The organism is Streptomyces sp. NPDC020731 (genome assembly GCF_044334705.1).
In the GTDB taxonomy this organism is placed as follows: domain Bacteria; phylum Actinomycetota; class Actinomycetes; order Streptomycetales; family Streptomycetaceae; genus Streptomyces.
In genome coordinates this window covers 414,500-430,399 of record NZ_JBIRTN010000003.1, presented here as the reverse complement: position 1 = coordinate 430,399, position 15,900 = coordinate 414,500, and the positions used below count along the sequence as shown (strand labels likewise).

The following is a 15,900-nucleotide window of genomic DNA, read 5'->3' as shown; positions in this document are numbered from 1 at the left end:
CCCCCCCCCCCCCCCCCCCCCCCCCCCCCCCCCCCCCCCCCCCCCCCCCCCCCCCCCCCCCCCCCCCCCCCCCCCCCCCCCCCCCCCCCCCCCCCACGCAGAAGGGATGACCGAGCGCGCGGACCTCACCCCGGCCCACTGCCGCGCGGCGGTGGGCCGGCCTTCTTCAGCCGAGGGCAGCCGTGGTCGAGGTCGAGTTTGTGGATCTTGTGTTTGGACAGGGCCATCCACATCCAGCGGCGTACGGCCAGCGACCGGTAGCAGGTCAGGAACGCGACCTCCTCCTGAAGGGCGAGCAGGACGCTCTCCGCCTCGCTCTCCTGCAGGCCGAACCGGTGACAGGTGGCCGGCAGCAGCCCGAGGGTGGGCTCCGGGAGCCGGGAGAGGGCGACGGGTATCCCGTACAGCTCCTGCACCTGCTCCGGGTTGAGCAGGGCGGACAGCGCGCTGGTGATCGACGGCGACTTCCCCTGGGTGCGCTGTATCGATTCCAGGAGCAGGAGGATGCCGGTACGCGGCTCGGCCTGCTGCGTGATTGTCAGGAAGCGAAGGTACTCCCGCTCGCCGATCAGATATTCGTCGAACCGTTCACCCTCGACCGCCCGCGGGCGGTGGCCTCTCAGCAGAAGGGCGAACCCCCAGCGGTCGATGAGCACTCGCGTCGCCATCACGCCTCACGATCGATCTCTTCCTGGAGCTGTTCGGCCAGATCCGCTTCCAGCCGCCACTGTTGAAGCCGGTGGGACCATGCCCCGGAGCGCACGATCACCACGAAGTCCCCGATGTGCGCGACATGGACCGGTCCCCCCTCCTTCAGCTCCCACTCCTTGCGCGCCGAGCCGGGCAGCGTCAGCTGCCCTGCCTTCGACACCCGGTAGGTCCGGAACCCCGATCCGGGTTCCAGTCTGTCCCGGGAAGGCGCCGGAGGGATCCCGCTCGATTCCCCCGCGCGTGCGGCGCTCTCGTTGAAGTCGTCGATGTCCTGATCGCCCTCGGTCATGACGCCTCCCACGTACCGACCAACTGCTGGTAGATCGCGGTGTACTTGCCCGAGTCGTCCTGGTCGAAGAGCGCGGCCAGCGGGTCAGGGTACGCCTTGGCCGGCCGGCCGCACACGATGACCATCTTGTCCTCCCGCCGCAACTGCAGCTGGCTGGAGAAGAACAGCACGCTCAGGGCGATGACCTTGTCGCGCTCGATGTTCAGCTCCTCCGCGATCGCGTCGATCCGGACGTCGATGTCGGTGTCCAGGTGCTCCCAGGCGGTCTGCAGTACAGGGTCGATCCGTTCGGCACGGTTCTCGAAATCGGGGGTGCTCATGGTGAACTCCGCAGGCTGGGGGATTCGGATGGGGTGTCGGCGGGCTTCGCGTCCGCCCGGGTGTCCCGCTCTTTCCGTGACTTGCGCTTGGCCAGCCATTCGTCGAGGAACGCGCTGGTCGACGAGGAGCCGGACTCGCCGTCCGAACCGTCGGGGGCGAGATCGAACGGCTCGTCGTCCGGCGGCGTCACGGGGGTGGGGGAGGGGCGGCCCGGTGCCCGCGGCCGGCTGGGTCTGCCGTGGGCCCGGAACGTCTCCAGGTCCTTCTGGATGGTGCGCAGTTCGTCGCGCGGCCGTATGATCCCCTGAGCGATCATGCGGTCCCGCACCCGGGCGGCCACCGTGGAATCGCCGCGGCCCGAGACTTCGTGGTCGACGACGAGGCTGAACACCGGCTGTTCCACATTGCCGATCACTGTGCGTGCCAGAGCCTCGTACTGGGCGATATTACGCACCTGTGTCTCGTTCACCGAGAACTCGTCCGCGAAGGCCTTCACGTCCCGGCCCGAGGTCTTCATGACGATCATGGTGCCCACGTTCGAGAAGATCGCCTCGGCGAGCCGTGCGTTGGCCGATCCCTCGTACCGTGAGAAAGCCTCCAGCTGCCGCAGGTTCTGGTGGGCGAAGGTCAGCCCCACATTGAACTTGCGTGCCTCGGCGACGAGTTCCTCCACCTCGTGACTCACGAAGCGCTGGAACTCGTCGACGTGGATGAAGAACGGCGCCGACGTGGTGGAGCCGCTCGCCCGGGCAGCACGGTAGATACGGTTGAACAGCAGGGAGCCCAGGAACTGGCCGGACATCGGCCCCATCATGGTCTCGGGCAACCTGACCAGCAGGATCTTCCGCTTGTCGTAGATGTCCCGGATGGACAGCGGTGAGGATCCGGCGGTGAGCAACTGGAGCGGATTGCCGCTGGTGAAGTCCGCGAACTTCGCCGCCGCCCAGCGGACCGTCTCGGCCACCGAGCTGGCCAGCATTCCCTCGAACGCCCGCCACTGGTCGGCGAGTTCGGCGTCGACGCCTTCCATGACGCCCGTGGCCCACTTGCGCATGGCCGGTGCGCGCAGGACCTCCAGGGCGAGCGGGATGCTGGGCAGCAGGTCGCCCCGGATCTCCTGGTGCCAGATCGTCTTCAGCATCAGCCGGGTCGTGTCGTCGAAGACCGGCCCGGTGAACTGACTGAACGAACGCCGGATGATGATCTCGAGGATTTCCTCGACCGCCATCTGGTAGTCGCTCTCCCCCTCCACGTCCATCAGGAACGGATTGACCACCGGCAGATACTCCGGGTCGCCGAAGTCCAGATGGACGACGTCCTCCAGACGGTCGCCGGAGTGCTCCAGGGCGTAGTCGACGAGATCGCCGTGCGGGTCGATGACGGCGCATCCGTTTCCGTTGAGGATGTCCTGCCGGACCAGTGACTTCAGGACGTTGGTCTTCCCCGAACCGGTCTTCCCGACGACATAAGTGTGCTTGGTGCGGTCCTCGTCGCTGACCTCCACCACTTCGTTGGTGGTGAACCGCGCTCCGTGCCACCGCGCCTTGCCCAGAACGACGCCCGCCTCGACCTTGGGCGGCTTCCGGCGCAGGGCGATCCGCGTGTCCCGCCATGAACCGAGACCCCGGCCCTGCATGTTCCCGTACGGGGCGTGCCAGACCCGGATCAGCTGTTCCGGGCAGCCGACCACGCCCAGTTCGGCGCTGCTGGTGATCGGCCGGTACCGGTTGACCGGCCGTAGTCTTACCTGTGTTCCGAACAGCATGCGGCCGGTGGCCTTCGCGAAGACCTGGTCGATGGGCGCTGTCGACTGGAGCGTCACCGTCACGATCAGCTGGCGCTGGTCCTCTTGATGGAACCGGCACTCCGCCGCGGCCGCCTCGAAGAACGCGGTGGCCCGGTCGATGCTGGTGATGTGGCCGGTCCTCATCGAGGGCCGGTGGTTTCCGACCCGTGCGCCCGTCAGTGTGCAGGTGATGTCCAGGGCGACGTCGTCCTCACGGCGACGGAAAAGATCCACGAGTTCGGCCCAGTCCCGTTTGATGGGAAGTTCGTCTCCCCGCCGGGCGGCCGGAATGATGCGCGTCCGGTACTTGTAGCCCACGCGGACTTCGGAAGCCGCGGATATGTTGTACGCGGGCAGCAGGGCCACCGCGCTGAGATCATCGAGTGTGCGCGCCTCGGCCGGTGAAATGGTTTCTCCGTCTTTCGACAGGCACCGTAGATCGAAAAGGGCACTCGGCTCCGCGTTCGGACCGCCTTCCGGTGAAGTCCTGAGCCGATAGACCAGCGCCACACCCGGCGTGTCGAGATCCTGCAGAGCGCGCAGAAGATCGAGCTGACTCGGCAGGGTCGCGGGCGCCTCGTCGTCGTAGATTCCGAGCACCTTGCCCCAGTGCAGATAAGCGGGCACCCCACATACCTCCTCATTCCCGCCGTAGCGTAGGAGCGTCGTCACCGGCCCGTCAAAGGATCTCAAAGAGGCATGACCCGGCGTCAACGAAATGGCGGCGGGGCGGGGTTGACGGTCCAGCGTGCGGACGGTACCGGCGGCGTCCGCTCCTCAATGAGGCATCGGGAATGGCTCAACGCGTGCATTTGCGGACGCCTTTCCCTTCCGGAGAGGCTGCGGACGCACAGCGGTCATTCGGCGCGCCTCCCCATCGGCGCGCGGGCCCCATCTCCATGAGGACGACGCCACATGTCTTGTTCTGTTTCTTCGACGGGCCGAAGGGTGATCCAGACCTGCGTGGAAGTGGCGCGGGAAGGTCACACGGCGCACGGCGGGGACACTTTCCTCGGCGGGTGGACCTGGACCGCTGTGATCGCGGTCGCCGCGGTCGTCGTCTCCGCGGTGATCGCCCGCGTGGGCTGGCGCAAGCGGGCTTTCGACAAGATGGCGACCCAGCTCCAGCCCTTCCACGACCGTCTCCGCGCGGTCGAGAGGGAGATGGAGACGCTCGAGGCGAAGGAGACGGTGACCAGAAGCCACTTCGCCACCCTCGACACGCTCCGCAGTCAGCTCCAGGACGATGCCCGGCGCTGGCCCGAGGCCCTCGAGGGCGTCGACGGGCTGATCGAGAAGTACATCGCAGCCCTGTCGGAAGAGCGCCAACGCCGCCTGTGGCCGTGGAGGGTCAGCAAGAAGGTCGGCCTCACGCTGAAGCGGTGCGACATCGCCGCTGAACTCCGCACCCGGCTCACCGCGGCGAAGGAGTGGACCGAGCGCAGGCTCACCCGATGACGCGGACAGACCGGTGGTGGCTGTGGCCGGGTTCCGAACGGGGACCCGGCCACAGCTGTCACAGGGCGGCGAGCAGGGGCTCCAGGGCACCGGCCGTCGCCGGGTGCCGGGCCGTCAGGGCGGCGCCCGCACCGGCCGCAGCCGGAACCGCCGCCACCCATCCCCCGTCGCACCCCAGCAGCTCCGCCACCGCGTCGCACGTCGCGGGGTGCGCGGGCATCAGCGCAGCGCCCGACGGAGTCGGGAGCTCGGACGACGCCCAGCCCTCGTCGCAGCCGAGCAGCTCCGCCACCGCGTCGCACGTCGCGGGGTGCGCGGCCGGCAGCGCCGCGCCGCGGGGGACAGGGGACACGGGCCTCGCGGCGAACGGATCCGTCCCCGGCATCCGCCACGGCGGCACCCACGCGTCCAGTTCCGCCAGCCGGCCGGGGAAGGTGCGGCCGGCCTCGCGGACCATCAGCGGGACGAGGTCCGCCGCGCCGGAGCGCAGGGTGGTGATCAGAAGGGGCAGCCACGGCAGCAGCACCGTGTCCGGCAGCCGCCCGAACGCGTTCGACACCGCCTCCACGACCACGTCCGCCAGCCCCGGCACGGGCTCCAGGGCGTGCACGAAGCCGCTCAGGTAGCGCGGGTAGGCGGGCACCACCAGCGGGTTGTCCAGCAGCCCGTCGCACCGCGCCCGCAGCTCGGCCCGGGACAGGGTGCCGAGCTGCACCTGGGCCGCCCACAGCAGCGCCGTCTTCGACGGGTCGTCGGGGTGCGACTGGGCGACCGCGAGCTCCAGCTGGGTCCGGTCGCAGCCCAGCGACAGCGCGAGGCTCTCCATGGAGAACAGGAAGCCGAGCATCGCGGCGACCTGCCCCACCGTCGCGTCCTCGTCCCGGAACGCCGTCGGCAGCAGCGTGCAGTAGTGGGCGTAACCGGTCTTGACGAACGACTCGATCCAGGCCGGCAGCACCGGCTCGCTGGTGCGGTGGTACGCCAGCAGCGCACGCACCCGGCGCAGCACCTCCGGCGCCCCGTCGACGCTCCGTTCGGCGGCGAGCACCTTCAGCGCGTGCGTGCCGAGCTCGTCGGCGAGACGCCGGCTGCCCAGGTACAGGAGCGTGTCCTCGACGGCCGCCAGCACGGTCGCCGTGGTCGCCTGCGGCCCGTACGCGTCGCGCCGCAGCCGCTGCTCCAGGACCTGCTCCAGGCTGACGCCCTCGTAGCCCAGCTCGATCAGCGCCCGCTGGTGCGTCCCGAGCGCCAGGTCCCACGACTCCTGGATCGACCGCTCACCGAGCCGCCGCTCACCCATGATCGGCCGGGCCGCACCCTGCGGCAGCAGGCGCCGCAGCATCCACAGCACGTCCGAACACGCCCGCAGCTCCGGCCGGGAGGCCATGTCGAGCAGCGCCCGGCGCACCCCGCGCTGCTCGAGCTTCAGCTCCAGCGGTGCGAGCCGGTCGTACACATCACGGGCGAGCGGCGGCAGCGAGTCGTACCCGACCTGCCCGATCCGGTCGCCGCCCATCATGATCTCGACGAGGCGCCGCACGTCCCGCCGGCCCGGAACGCTGTCCTTCTCGATGCAGGTGACCGCCGCGTCCTGGAAGTCGTACGGCGTCGGCTTGGCCCGGTCCCGCATGCCGGCGAGCAGGATCGACGTCTCGAAGACGGCGATGGCGTCGGCGGTCGAGGCGAGGTAGCCGTTGCGCCGGGCCGCGCGCACGATGTCCACCGACCAGCCGAGCAGCTCGGCCTCGTCCAGCCCGTCGAGCACGGGCGGCCTGCGCAGGAAGCCGGACAGCTGGTCCGCGGCGGCCTCGGACGGCGGAGCCGGGACGACGGCCGTCTGCTTCCCCGCGGACTTCCTCTTCCCGGCCTGCCCCTGGAGCACGTACGGCTTCACACGGGTCCGCCTCAGGCCCTTCGCCCACTCCGTCGCCGCGATCGACACCGAGCCCGCGGCGAGGCCGAACTGCGCCTCGATCGCCGCGTGGCTGGACGGGATCAGCCCGTACTGCCAGGTGGTGGCGGTACGCGGGGAGATCGTGAACGTGTCCGAACCGCCCCGCACGCCGAACTCCTCGACGCGGCTGGCCGCGTGGAACGCCCCGCACACGTACAGGCAGTCCTCCGGGTCCGTGCCGCTCGCCGCCAGGTGCTCGCGCATCCGGGTCCACATGTACCGCTCGCGGTCCTCGTCCACCCGCAGCCGGGACCCCTCTCCGGGGGCGAGCCGCCGGAACAGGCTGCCGATGAGGAACATGACCTGGCGGTAGGTGTCGTGGTCGCTGTCCCCGAGCGGGACCTCGACGTACTGGTGCCACCACTCCGACCAGTGCCGCACCTTGCCGTGGCGCAGCAGGTGCTCCTCCAGCTCGGCGAAACGCGGCCGCAGGTCGCCGATCCCGACGCCGACGGCCTCACCGTGCAGCGCGGCCTCCGCCTCCTCCGGGGACTCGGTCCCCTCCTCGGCCTGCTCGCCCCTGCGGTCCCACTGGAAGACGTGGTCCGAGGACCGGTCGACGAGCACCAGCTCGACGCCCGGGGTGTCGAGGGCGTACGCGATCGCCTGGTACTCGGCGGACGCCTCCGTGACCGGCGCCACCACCGACAGCGGGGCCCAGTCGGCCGGGAAGCCGTCGACGTCGCCGGCGAACGCCTGCACCGCCACCGGCAGCCGGCAGTTGCGCAGCTCGGTCAGGAGCGGCGCCATGTCCTCGCACAGCTCCAGGTACACCACCTTGGGCTGCTTCTCGCGCAGCCGGCGGGCCATGGCGAGCGCCGAGGCGGGGGAGTGGTGACAGACGGGGAAGATCTCCAGCGGTTCGCGCACCGCCCGGTCGACGTCGTCGACCATGCCGAGGAGGATGCCCTCCAGGGCGTCGGGCCCGCCCGCGAACGCGGCGGCGGCCTCCTGCAGTTGGCCGCGCAGTCCGGCGAACATGCCGCTCTCGTGGGGTCCGCTCATGACAGGGTGGCGATCGCGTCGCGGCCGCCCTCGAGGAACTCGGGCCAGGAGCCGCCCTCCTCCTTGCTGCGCGGCTCGACGACACCGTGCAGGTACTTGTTGAGGATGGCCAGGTCCTCGGGCTCGCGCCGGGTGAGGGAGCCGACCAGCGAGGAGGCGAGGGCACGGGCGGTCAGGGTGCGCTCACCGAAGAAGTCGCCGTGCAGGACGGCGTCCTCCAGCACGCCGATCTGCTCGGCCGTCGACAGCGCGGACTCCAGCTTCTCGTCGTCGCTGCCGGCCGCCGCGGCGGAGGCGCGCAGGTCGGCGAAGCTCTGCAGCAGCACGTCCAGCAGCGTCGGCGGCACGTCCAGGTCGATCGAGTGCCGGCGCAGCAGCTCCTCGGTGCGGAAGCGGACGATCTCCGCCTCGCTCTTCTTGTTCGTCACGACCGGGATGCGGACGAAGTTGAAGCGGCGCTTGAGCGCGGAGGAGAGGTCGTTGACGCCCCGGTCGCGGCTGTTGGCCGTGGCGATGATCGAGAAGCCCGGCTTGGCGAAGACGATGTTGTCGTCGCCGTCACCGCTTCCCAGCTCGGGGACGGAGATGTACTTCTCGGAGAGGATCGAGATCAGCGCGTCCTGGACGTCGCTCGTGGAACGGGTCAGCTCCTCGAAACGGCCGATCGAGCCGGCCTCCATCGCGGTCATGATCGGCGAGGGGATCATCGACTCCCGCGACTGGCCCTTGGCGATGACCATCGACACGTTCCACGAGTACTTGATGTGGTCCTCGGTGGTGCCGGCCGTGCCCTGCACCACCAGCGTGGAATTGCGGGAGATCGCGGCGGACAGCAGTTCGGCCAGCCAGCTCTTGCCCGTGCCGGGGTCACCGATGAGCAGCAGACCGCGGTCGGAGGCCAGCGTGACGATCGACCGCTCCACGAAGCTGCGGTCGCCGAACCACTTCTGCGACACCTGCCGGTCCAGGCCGTCGGCCCGCTCGGAGCCGAGGATGAACAGACGGACCATCTTCGGGGACAGGCGCCACGAGAACGGCTTGGGGCTGTCGTCGATCGACTCCAGCCAGTCGAGCTCCTCGGCGTACTTGATCTCGGCAGGGGCGCGCAGCAGGTCGGACATGAGGGAAAGGCCTTTCCGTACGGTGTTGATCACGGCGAGGGTGGGTCCGGTGATCAGGTGAGGAACGTCTTGAGTTCGTGCACGAGCTTCTTGATGTGGCCGGAGATCACCGGCGTGCCGAGGTCCTTGAACTTCTCCCGGAACCACGGGTTGACGCTGCCGCGCCCGGAGCTGGTCACCGAACCCACCGGGATGAACTTCGCCCCCGAACGGTGGATGGCGGCCATGCTCTCGAACAGCTCGTCCGTGCGCCATTCGTAGAAGTCGGAGATCCACACCACGACGGTGTTGCGCGGCTCGGCGATCTTCGGCTGGGCGAGTGCCATGGCGACGGTGCCGTCGGTGCCGCCGCCGAGCTTGGTGCGCAGCAGCGTCTCGAACGGGTCGTGCGCCCAGGGCGTGAGGTCCAGTGCCTGCGTGTCGTACGCGATCAGGTGGACGTCCACCTTCGGCAGCCCGGCGAAGATGGACGCCAGGATGGTGCAGTTGACCATCGAGTCCACCATCGAACCCGACTGGTCCACGACCACGACGAGCCGTTGGGGCGTCGTCCTGCGGCTGGTGTGCCGGTAGTAGAGCCGGTCGACGTAGAGCCGCTCCTCCTCCGGGTCCCAGTTGGTGAGGTTCTTCCAGATGGTGCGGTCGAGATCGAGGTTGCGGTAGACGCGCTTGGGCGGGACGGAACGGTCGAGTTCACCGACCGTGGACTTCTCCACCTGCGTGCGCAGCACTTCGGTGACCTCGTCGACGTAACGCCGGATCAGCGCCTTGGCGTTGGCGAGGGCGACACCGGAGAGGTTGTTCTTGTCGCGCAGCAGCTGCTCGATCAGCGACATGCTCGGCGTCAGCCGCGAGGCCAGCGCGGGATCGGCGAGCACCTCCCGCAGATGCATGCGCTTGACGAGACCGGCCTCGATGGAGCCGAGCTCCGGCCCGATCTCGGGGATCAGACGGCCGAGGTCGGGCGCGGGTCCGCCGTAGCCGGTGCCGGTCGGGCTGACGCCGCCCCCGCCGCCCCCGCTGCCGCGCAGCTCACCGGGCCGGCAGCCCAGCGCCCGCTCCAGCCAGCCCGCGTCCGACTGCCAGCGTGCCAGCTGCTCGGCGGTGACGGTGCCCGAGTGGGGCGCGAAGACGTTCAGCAGCACCTTCGACGCGAGCGCCGCGCGCCGCACCTCGGCGGCCCGGTCACGCGCACCGTCCTCGTCCGGCTCGGGTGCCATCAGCCCGTCGAACCCGGCGGCCAGCTCCGGGTGCCGCTGCACGACGGAGTCGACGGACGCCCTCGGATCCAGCAGCGCGGACGGCAGGCCGATGTCCTCGACCACGGCCAGACTCGCCGACTCCAGGCCGGCCTGCTCCTCGGGGTCGAAGAGGCGGGCCAGCAGCCGCCAGTACAGCACCTGCCGCCGGTTCTCGTCCGGATCGGGCGCGGGGGCCCCCGCGATGGTCGGCTCGCTCATTTCCGCAGCAGCCTTCCGGCGCGCTCGCGCAGCACGGTCACGGCATCGGTGGCGGCCTTCTCGGCGCGCACACCCGCCTTGTCGGTCGTACCGCCGGCCCAGGCCCCGGCGTGGACGGCGACGGTCTTCTTCCGCACCGTCCGCTCCACGGCGAGCGGCTGGAGCAGGAACTCCCCGGCGTCCCAGCGCAGCAGCCCGACACACGCACCGGACGAGGCGACGACCTCGGGGGTGAGCGGACCGGCGGCCGGAACCCGGTCGGTGTCGACGGCGAGACGCTGCCCGGCGACCCGGAACGCCACCCCGTTCCCGTCCTCCTCCACGGTGTACCCCTCCAGCAGGACGGGTACGGCGATCCGGGCCGGATGCCGGTCCAGGGGAGCGGTCGCGAAGGCCGCGGCGGCGGGCAGCGCCACCCGCGCGGTGGCGAAGACCTCGGCGGGCTCACCCGTACGGGCCCGTGCGTCGTCCCAGATCAGATCGCCCTCACCGGTGACGGGCATCGCGTCGAGATCCATGGCACGCCCCTCGCTCACGGCGGTCAGCAGGGACAGGTGCGGCCGGAGCAGCTGCCACAGCCCCGCCCCGACGACGGTGTCGGGCTTCGGCGCGGACACCGAGGCCCGCACCAGCCTCGGCGGACCACCGTCCGCAGGCTCGAACACCGCGTGCACCTGCGCCTGTACGGCGGTGGCGTGCTCCTGCACGTCGACACCGAGGGGCAGCAGACGCCCGGTCGCCTCGCCGACCGCGGGGGCGGACGCCGCGCCGGGCAGCGTCAGCAGCATGGCGCGCGACCACAGGTCGGCCCACCGTCGTACGGGAACGTGCTCCAGGGACGCCCCGGGACAGGAGGCGGCCAGTTCGGCGGCGAAGCCGTCGAGCAGCGTGGCCAGGCGGCGCAGTGCCGGGTCGGGCAGCATGGCGGACACGACGGGCGCGGCACCGGCGATCAGTTCGTGGTCGATACCGCGCCAGCCGGCCCGCGCGAGATCGCACAGCCAGCCACGGGCGGCGACGAGCAGGTTCACCGCGTGCTCCGCCCCGCCGGCCGCGGCCGTGCCGCTCTTTTCGTCCCGCGCCCGCCCGACGGCCTCCTCGACCCGCAGGACGAGCGCGTCGTGCACGGAGCCGAGCAGCGCGGTGCGCGCGGCGGCGAGTGCCACGAAGTGGTCCTCGCCGGCCGCCCCCGCAGCCGTCTTCTCGGCCGCCTCGGAGACCCGCCCGGCCAGCGGTGACCCGGCGACGGCGTCGGCGAGCCCGGCCAGCCCGACGGCCTGGGCGGGCCCCGGGCGGAGAAGGCCGTCCACGAGGACCTCGTCGAAACCGTCCACGGCCGCGAGGGCCTCGTCGAGCCCGTCGACGGTGTCGTACAGCAGATCGGCACGCATCACGCCACCGCCCTCGTCGTCGGGAACCACTGCATCTCGGGCAGCGGGGCGGTGTCCGCGGTCAGTTCGAGATAGGCCAGATGCCGCAGGAACCGGCTGAACACCTGCGCCGCTGCCGAACTGTCGCCCTGCGCGGGCCGCGTGGAGGTCATCGCGTGGGTGACGGAGTCCGCGTCGGGCGCCTCCCCGTCGACCTCGACCTTCAGGTACCGGGCCACCCGCTCGACGCCGTACTGCAGCACGGCCTCATCGACAAGGGCACGTATGTGATTGCAGAAACCCCCGCGGGCCCCGCCGCAGGGCCGGTTGTTGTTGGTGCTGCACGCGAACGCGTACGTCCCCGCCTCGACGGACGACACGTACACCCGCCCGATGTCCGACCCGCTGGACACCACCCCCTGCAACCGCCCGTCGGCCAGCTCCACGAACGGCACCTTCGCGAGCTTCCGCGGCCGCGCGGACGGCACCACCCGCGCCGTGCTCGACTTCTCCCGGACCGACAACGCACCATCTCCCATGCATGCGAAAGGGGACGTCAACGCCAGAGCGGCGCAACGGGATCAAGCTATCGGCAGCCACTGACAACGCCCTCGACGCGGGACGATCGCGGAGGCGACGGGCAAGGCGGTCATTGTTGACGTCGTCAACGGCCACCTTTCATTGAAACGTGGTCGGGGCGCTGTGTACCGTGGGCGGTATGCCAGAGACCCCGGCCACGCCGACGAACCCATCGGTCACCGGTTCCGAGATCGCCCGTATCGCGGGTGTCACCCGTGCCGCCGTGTCGAACTGGCGACGGCGGTACGACGACTTCCCGGCGCCGGTCGGCGGCGGCGCCAACAGTCCGCTCTTCGACCTGGCCGAGGTCCAGGCATGGCTGGACAGGCAGAGCAAGGGCCAGGACGTCACCGACGAGGTCCAGTTGTGGCAGGTGCTGCGGGGGGCCTACGGCGACGACATCCTCGGCGGGCTCGCGGACATCGCGCACGCCCTCGCCGCCCCCGGCGGGAAGGCACCGGCCGCGCTGCCCGACCAGGCGGTCGGGCTCGCCCGTCGGATGGCCGGCGGCGGTTCCGCCGCGGACGTGGTGAACGGCCTCGCCGAGCGTTTCACGGAGTCCGTACGCCGAGCGGGTTCGGACCAGGTGACCTCGCCCCGAGTGGTCCGGGCCGTCCGGCACTTCGCGGGTGACGTGGCGGCCGACGCGGTGCTGTTCGATCCGGCCTGCGGAATCGGCACCCTCCTGCTCACCGTCGGCGCCGAACGGGGCGCCAGGCGATGCGGCCAGGAAGCGGACGCCCGCAGTGCGCGGCTCGCGCAGTCGCGAGCCGACCTCGCCGGGCTCCCCCGTACCGAGATCACGTCGGGCGACTCCCTGCGCGCGGACCGGTGGCCCGACCTCAAGGCCGACCTCGTCGTCTGCGATCCGCCGGTCAGCGACACCGACTGGGGGCGGGAGGACCTCCTCCTCGACCCCCGCTGGGAGCTCGGCACCCCCTCCCGCGCGGAGGGCGAACTCGCCTGGCTCCAGCACGCCTACGCGCACACCGCGCCCGGCGGCCGTCTCATCATGGTCATGCCCGCCTCGGTGGCCTACCGCAAGGCCGGCCGCCGTATCCGGGCCGAGCTCGTCCGCAGGGGCATCCTCACCCAGGTCACCGCGCTGGCCCCGGGCACGGCCGCCGCGCACTCCCTCCCCGTGCACCTGTGGCACCTGCGACGCCCACGGACCCCGGACGACGCGGCCACCGCCGTATGCATGGTCGACCTCACGTCCAACGCCCCGGACGACTCCCTGGAGCCGCGGCCCCAGCAGATCACCGAAGTCCCCCAGATCGATCTGCTCGACGACCTGGTCGACCTCACCCCGAGCCGTCACGTCGAGGAGTCCCACCGCGACTACGTGACGGAGTACGACACCTTGCGCCAGGAGCTGGCCGAACAGGTGCGGCGCCTGGCCGAACTGCTCCCCGCCCTGGTCGCAGGCGAGGGCACCGGCGCCCTGGACGGCCCCAGCGTCGGCGTCGCCGACCTGATCAGGGCCGGTCTTGTCGAGTACGCGGACCCGGAACCGGTCTCGGTCAGCGACCAGCTCGACACGGACTTCCTCCAGGGCTTCCTGCACAGCGCCGCCAACAGCCGCCGCTCCACCACCGCCAGCGGCACCTTCCGGCTCGACAGCAAGGGCGCCCGCATCCCGCAGATGGACATCGCCACGCAGCGCGGGTACGGGGCCGCCTTCCACGCGCTGAGGGAGTTCGAGGAGCGGTCGCGGAGGGTCGCGGAACTCAGCCGGCAGATCGCGGCGCTGGCGCGGGACGGACTCGGCAACGGGGCGCTGAAACCCGGCACCTGACGCCTTCGTGTCGAAAACGTGTACGCGCGCGCCCCGACTGTCTGGCACCATGAGTCGCTGCACCGATGCGTCTTCACGCGGGCCGAGCGTCCTGACCTAAGGGGATTCCATGGCGGACTGGATCTACATCCTCGATCCGCGCAGGGACACGCTGGACGGAGAGCCGTCCGGCAAGGAGACGATGCTCCAACTGGCCGAGGAGGAACCGGAACTGGAGCTCTGGCTCAGCCGCCGCAACCGCATGGAGCCGGGCGACCGCCTCTGGTTCTTCTTCGCGCGGCCCGAGTCGGCGGTCGCCGCGGTGGCCGAGGTCGACGAGGAACCCCGCCCGGACGACGAGGACCCCGACATCCCCTACGTGGTCCCCGTGACGCTGGTGACCGAGGCGACGAAGGCGCTGTACCGCGACCCGGTGAGCCGTGAGGAACTGGGCCTGGGCCAGGTGCGGTCGGTACAGAAGGTGAAACCGGAGGCCCTGCCGGTACTGCTGGCGCGGGCGGGACTGTAGGCAGAACCCGGCCGGATCGGGCCTGCCGACCCTCAGGACCGGCCGGCGCTCCTGACCGCTCGGTCCCGCAAGAGGCAGTACACGGCGGCCGGGTCGTCCCAGTACCTCCACGGGAAGGCGTCCACGTAGCCGTCGACCAGCCGGAACTGCTCCAACGCCGCGTCGAAGCGGCCCTCCGGGACGAACACGAGGAGGAGGAGCCGCCCGTGGAACGGCGGCAGGAGAAGACGGCGACCGCGACCGCGGGCCCGATGACGACGATGCGGTGACCTCCACGGCCGGAGCATCACCCGCCGCCGTCACGTCCCGCAAACATGTTCCCGGACGGCCGTGCGTGGGAAGGGCAGTTCCGACGACCGCCGTCTGCGACGAACCGCACCCAGGGAGCCGCCTTGTCAGCGATCACGACCGCCGTCCCGACCCTCCGGTCCAGAGCCCTGCTCGTCCTCGCCGCGCTGCTTCTCACCCTCGCGCCGACCGCACCGGCGCTCGCGGTCACGGGGGAGGGAGCCGACGCTCCGGCCCGTTCGTCGCATTCGCGCGGCGCCGAGCATTCGCGCGGCGCCGAGCATTCGCGCGGCGCCGAGGTCGTCGCGGTCACCCGGGTCGCCGACCGGCAGGTCGACCTGTCGGTGAAGTCGGCAGCCCTGGGCGGCCGTACGGTCAAGGTCCGCCTCCTCACCCCCGACGGCTGGAACCCCGACGACCGACGCCGGCACTGGCCGACCCTCTGGCTCCTGCACGGCTGCTGCGGCGACTACACGTCGTGGACCGTCATGACCGACGTCGCGGAGACCGACAGCCTGCGCGACGTACTGGTCGTCATGCCGGAGGCCGGCTGGAACGGCTGGTACAGCGACTGGTGGAACCACGGCGAGGGCGGTGACCCCGCGTGGGAGACCTTCCACACGGCCGAGCTGCGGCACCTCCTCGAGCGCGACTGGGGCGCCGGCAGGAACCGCGTCGTCGCCGGCCTGTCGATGGGCGGCCAGGGCGCCCTGCTCTATGCCGCCCGCCACCCCGGAATGTTCAAGGCGGCCGCCGCGTACTCCGGCTCCGCCCACCCACTCCTCAACGACGAGTCGGTCGACCGCATCATGGGATTCTTCGCCGGCCAGGGCGACGACCCGCTGCGCGTCTGGGGCGACCCGGTCGCGCAACGCCGCGTCTGGCAGGCCCACGACCCGTTCCACCTGGCCAAGCGCCTCAAGTCGGTCCCCGTGTACCTGTCCTGCGGCGACGGCACCACCGGCCCCCTGGACCCGCCGGGCAGCACCAGCGCCCTCGAGGCCGACTTCAACCGGCAGAACCAGGCCCTCGCCGCCGAGCTGAAACGCGTGGGCGCGAAGCACCTGACCACCCACTTCTACGGCCCGGGCACCCACACCTGGGCGTACTGGGAACGCGAACTGCACGCGTCCCTGCCGATGCTGCTCGGCGCCCTCGGCTGAGTGCCGAAGCCGGCGAGGTGGAGTCTCCGCGTGCGACGGACGTCCCCGGTGTCGGCGGCGGGAGGGCGTGGGCCCGGTGCGAGCCGGGC

At 71.1% G+C, this 15,900-nt stretch carries 14 protein-coding genes; 4 read left to right on the top strand and 10 right to left on the bottom strand.

Features of this window, described 5'->3' with window-relative positions; all coding sequences use genetic code 11:
- Positions 1-125: 125 nt before the first annotated feature.
- The 4 genes from ACH4VX_RS06985 to ACH4VX_RS06970 are packed head-to-tail and all read right to left on the bottom strand — an operon-like array spanning position 126 to position 3,734.
- A complete protein-coding gene (locus ACH4VX_RS06985) occupies positions 126-668 on the bottom strand; it encodes a hypothetical protein (RefSeq protein WP_398366292.1) in 543 nt (180 codons plus the stop codon).
- Entirely contained in the window at positions 668-1,000 is a 333-nt protein-coding gene (locus tag ACH4VX_RS06980) for an AbrB/MazE/SpoVT family DNA-binding domain-containing protein (RefSeq protein WP_398366291.1), read from the bottom strand. Before ACH4VX_RS06980 ends, ACH4VX_RS06985 begins: the two co-directional genes overlap by 1 nt.
- Positions 997-1,320, bottom strand: a complete 324-nt coding sequence (locus ACH4VX_RS06975) for a hypothetical protein (protein ID WP_398366290.1) — start codon at positions 1,318-1,320, stop codon at positions 997-999. The genes ACH4VX_RS06980 and ACH4VX_RS06975 overlap by 4 nt, the downstream gene beginning before the upstream one ends.
- Positions 1,317-3,734 carry a type IV secretory system conjugative DNA transfer family protein gene (locus ACH4VX_RS06970; protein WP_398366289.1) on the bottom strand — a complete coding sequence of 806 codons (2,418 nt, stop codon included), beginning with the start codon at positions 3,732-3,734 and terminating at the stop codon, positions 1,317-1,319. The genes ACH4VX_RS06975 and ACH4VX_RS06970 overlap by 4 nt, the downstream gene beginning before the upstream one ends.
- A gap of 336 nt (positions 3,735-4,070) precedes the next feature.
- Between ACH4VX_RS06970 and ACH4VX_RS06965 the strand changes: the two genes are divergently transcribed.
- The gene (locus ACH4VX_RS06965; RefSeq protein ID WP_398366288.1) at positions 4,071-4,565 is read left to right on the top strand and encodes a hypothetical protein; all 495 of its coding nucleotides are present in this window, start codon (positions 4,071-4,073) and stop codon (positions 4,563-4,565) included.
- A 58-nt stretch (positions 4,566-4,623) separates the two neighbouring features.
- On the opposite strand, the gene ACH4VX_RS06960 is transcribed toward ACH4VX_RS06965, so the two are convergent.
- From ACH4VX_RS06960 to ACH4VX_RS06940, 5 genes are read right to left on the bottom strand one after another with little or no spacing between them, the layout of a single operon-like run.
- On the bottom strand, positions 4,624-7,524 hold the full coding sequence (locus tag ACH4VX_RS06960; protein ID WP_398366287.1) for a hypothetical protein: 2,901 nt from the start codon (positions 7,522-7,524) through the stop codon (positions 4,624-4,626).
- Positions 7,521-8,645, bottom strand: a complete 1,125-nt coding sequence (locus tag ACH4VX_RS06955; RefSeq protein ID WP_398366286.1) for an AAA family ATPase — start codon at positions 8,643-8,645, stop codon at positions 7,521-7,523. Before ACH4VX_RS06955 ends, ACH4VX_RS06960 begins: the two co-directional genes overlap by 4 nt.
- Positions 8,646-8,698: 53 nt before the next feature.
- Entirely contained in the window at positions 8,699-10,105 is a 1,407-nt protein-coding gene (locus tag ACH4VX_RS06950; RefSeq protein WP_398366285.1) for a VWA domain-containing protein, read from the bottom strand.
- On the bottom strand, positions 10,102-11,496 hold the full coding sequence (locus tag ACH4VX_RS06945) for a hypothetical protein (protein WP_398366284.1): 1,395 nt from the start codon (positions 11,494-11,496) through the stop codon (positions 10,102-10,104). Before ACH4VX_RS06945 ends, ACH4VX_RS06950 begins: the two co-directional genes overlap by 4 nt.
- Positions 11,496-12,014, bottom strand: coding sequence for a hypothetical protein (locus tag ACH4VX_RS06940; protein ID WP_398366283.1), 519 nt, complete (start codon positions 12,012-12,014; stop codon positions 11,496-11,498). The genes ACH4VX_RS06945 and ACH4VX_RS06940 overlap by 1 nt, the downstream gene beginning before the upstream one ends.
- Before the next feature lie 179 nt (positions 12,015-12,193).
- Here ACH4VX_RS06940 and ACH4VX_RS06935 point away from each other — a divergent pair, with 179 nt between their 5' ends.
- Both ACH4VX_RS06935 and ACH4VX_RS06930 read left to right on the top strand, forming a co-directional pair.
- Complete coding sequence (locus ACH4VX_RS06935) at positions 12,194-13,852, top strand: N-6 DNA methylase (RefSeq protein ID WP_398366282.1); 1,659 nt, start codon at positions 12,194-12,196, stop codon at positions 13,850-13,852.
- A 109-nt stretch (positions 13,853-13,961) separates the two neighbouring features.
- Positions 13,962-14,360: a hypothetical protein gene (locus ACH4VX_RS06930; protein ID WP_398366281.1), complete on the top strand. Its 399-nt coding sequence runs from the start codon at positions 13,962-13,964 to the stop codon at positions 14,358-14,360.
- A gap of 32 nt (positions 14,361-14,392) precedes the next feature.
- Here ACH4VX_RS06930 and ACH4VX_RS06925 read toward each other — a convergent pair whose 3' ends face one another.
- The gene (locus ACH4VX_RS06925) at positions 14,393-14,548 is read right to left on the bottom strand and encodes a hypothetical protein (RefSeq protein ID WP_398366280.1); all 156 of its coding nucleotides are present in this window, start codon (positions 14,546-14,548) and stop codon (positions 14,393-14,395) included.
- A gap of 204 nt (positions 14,549-14,752) precedes the next feature.
- On the opposite strand from ACH4VX_RS06925, the gene ACH4VX_RS06920 reads away from it, so the two are divergent.
- Positions 14,753-15,811, top strand: a complete 1,059-nt coding sequence (locus tag ACH4VX_RS06920) for an alpha/beta hydrolase (RefSeq protein ID WP_398366279.1) — start codon at positions 14,753-14,755, stop codon at positions 15,809-15,811.
- The last annotated feature ends 89 nt before the right edge of the window (positions 15,812-15,900 follow it).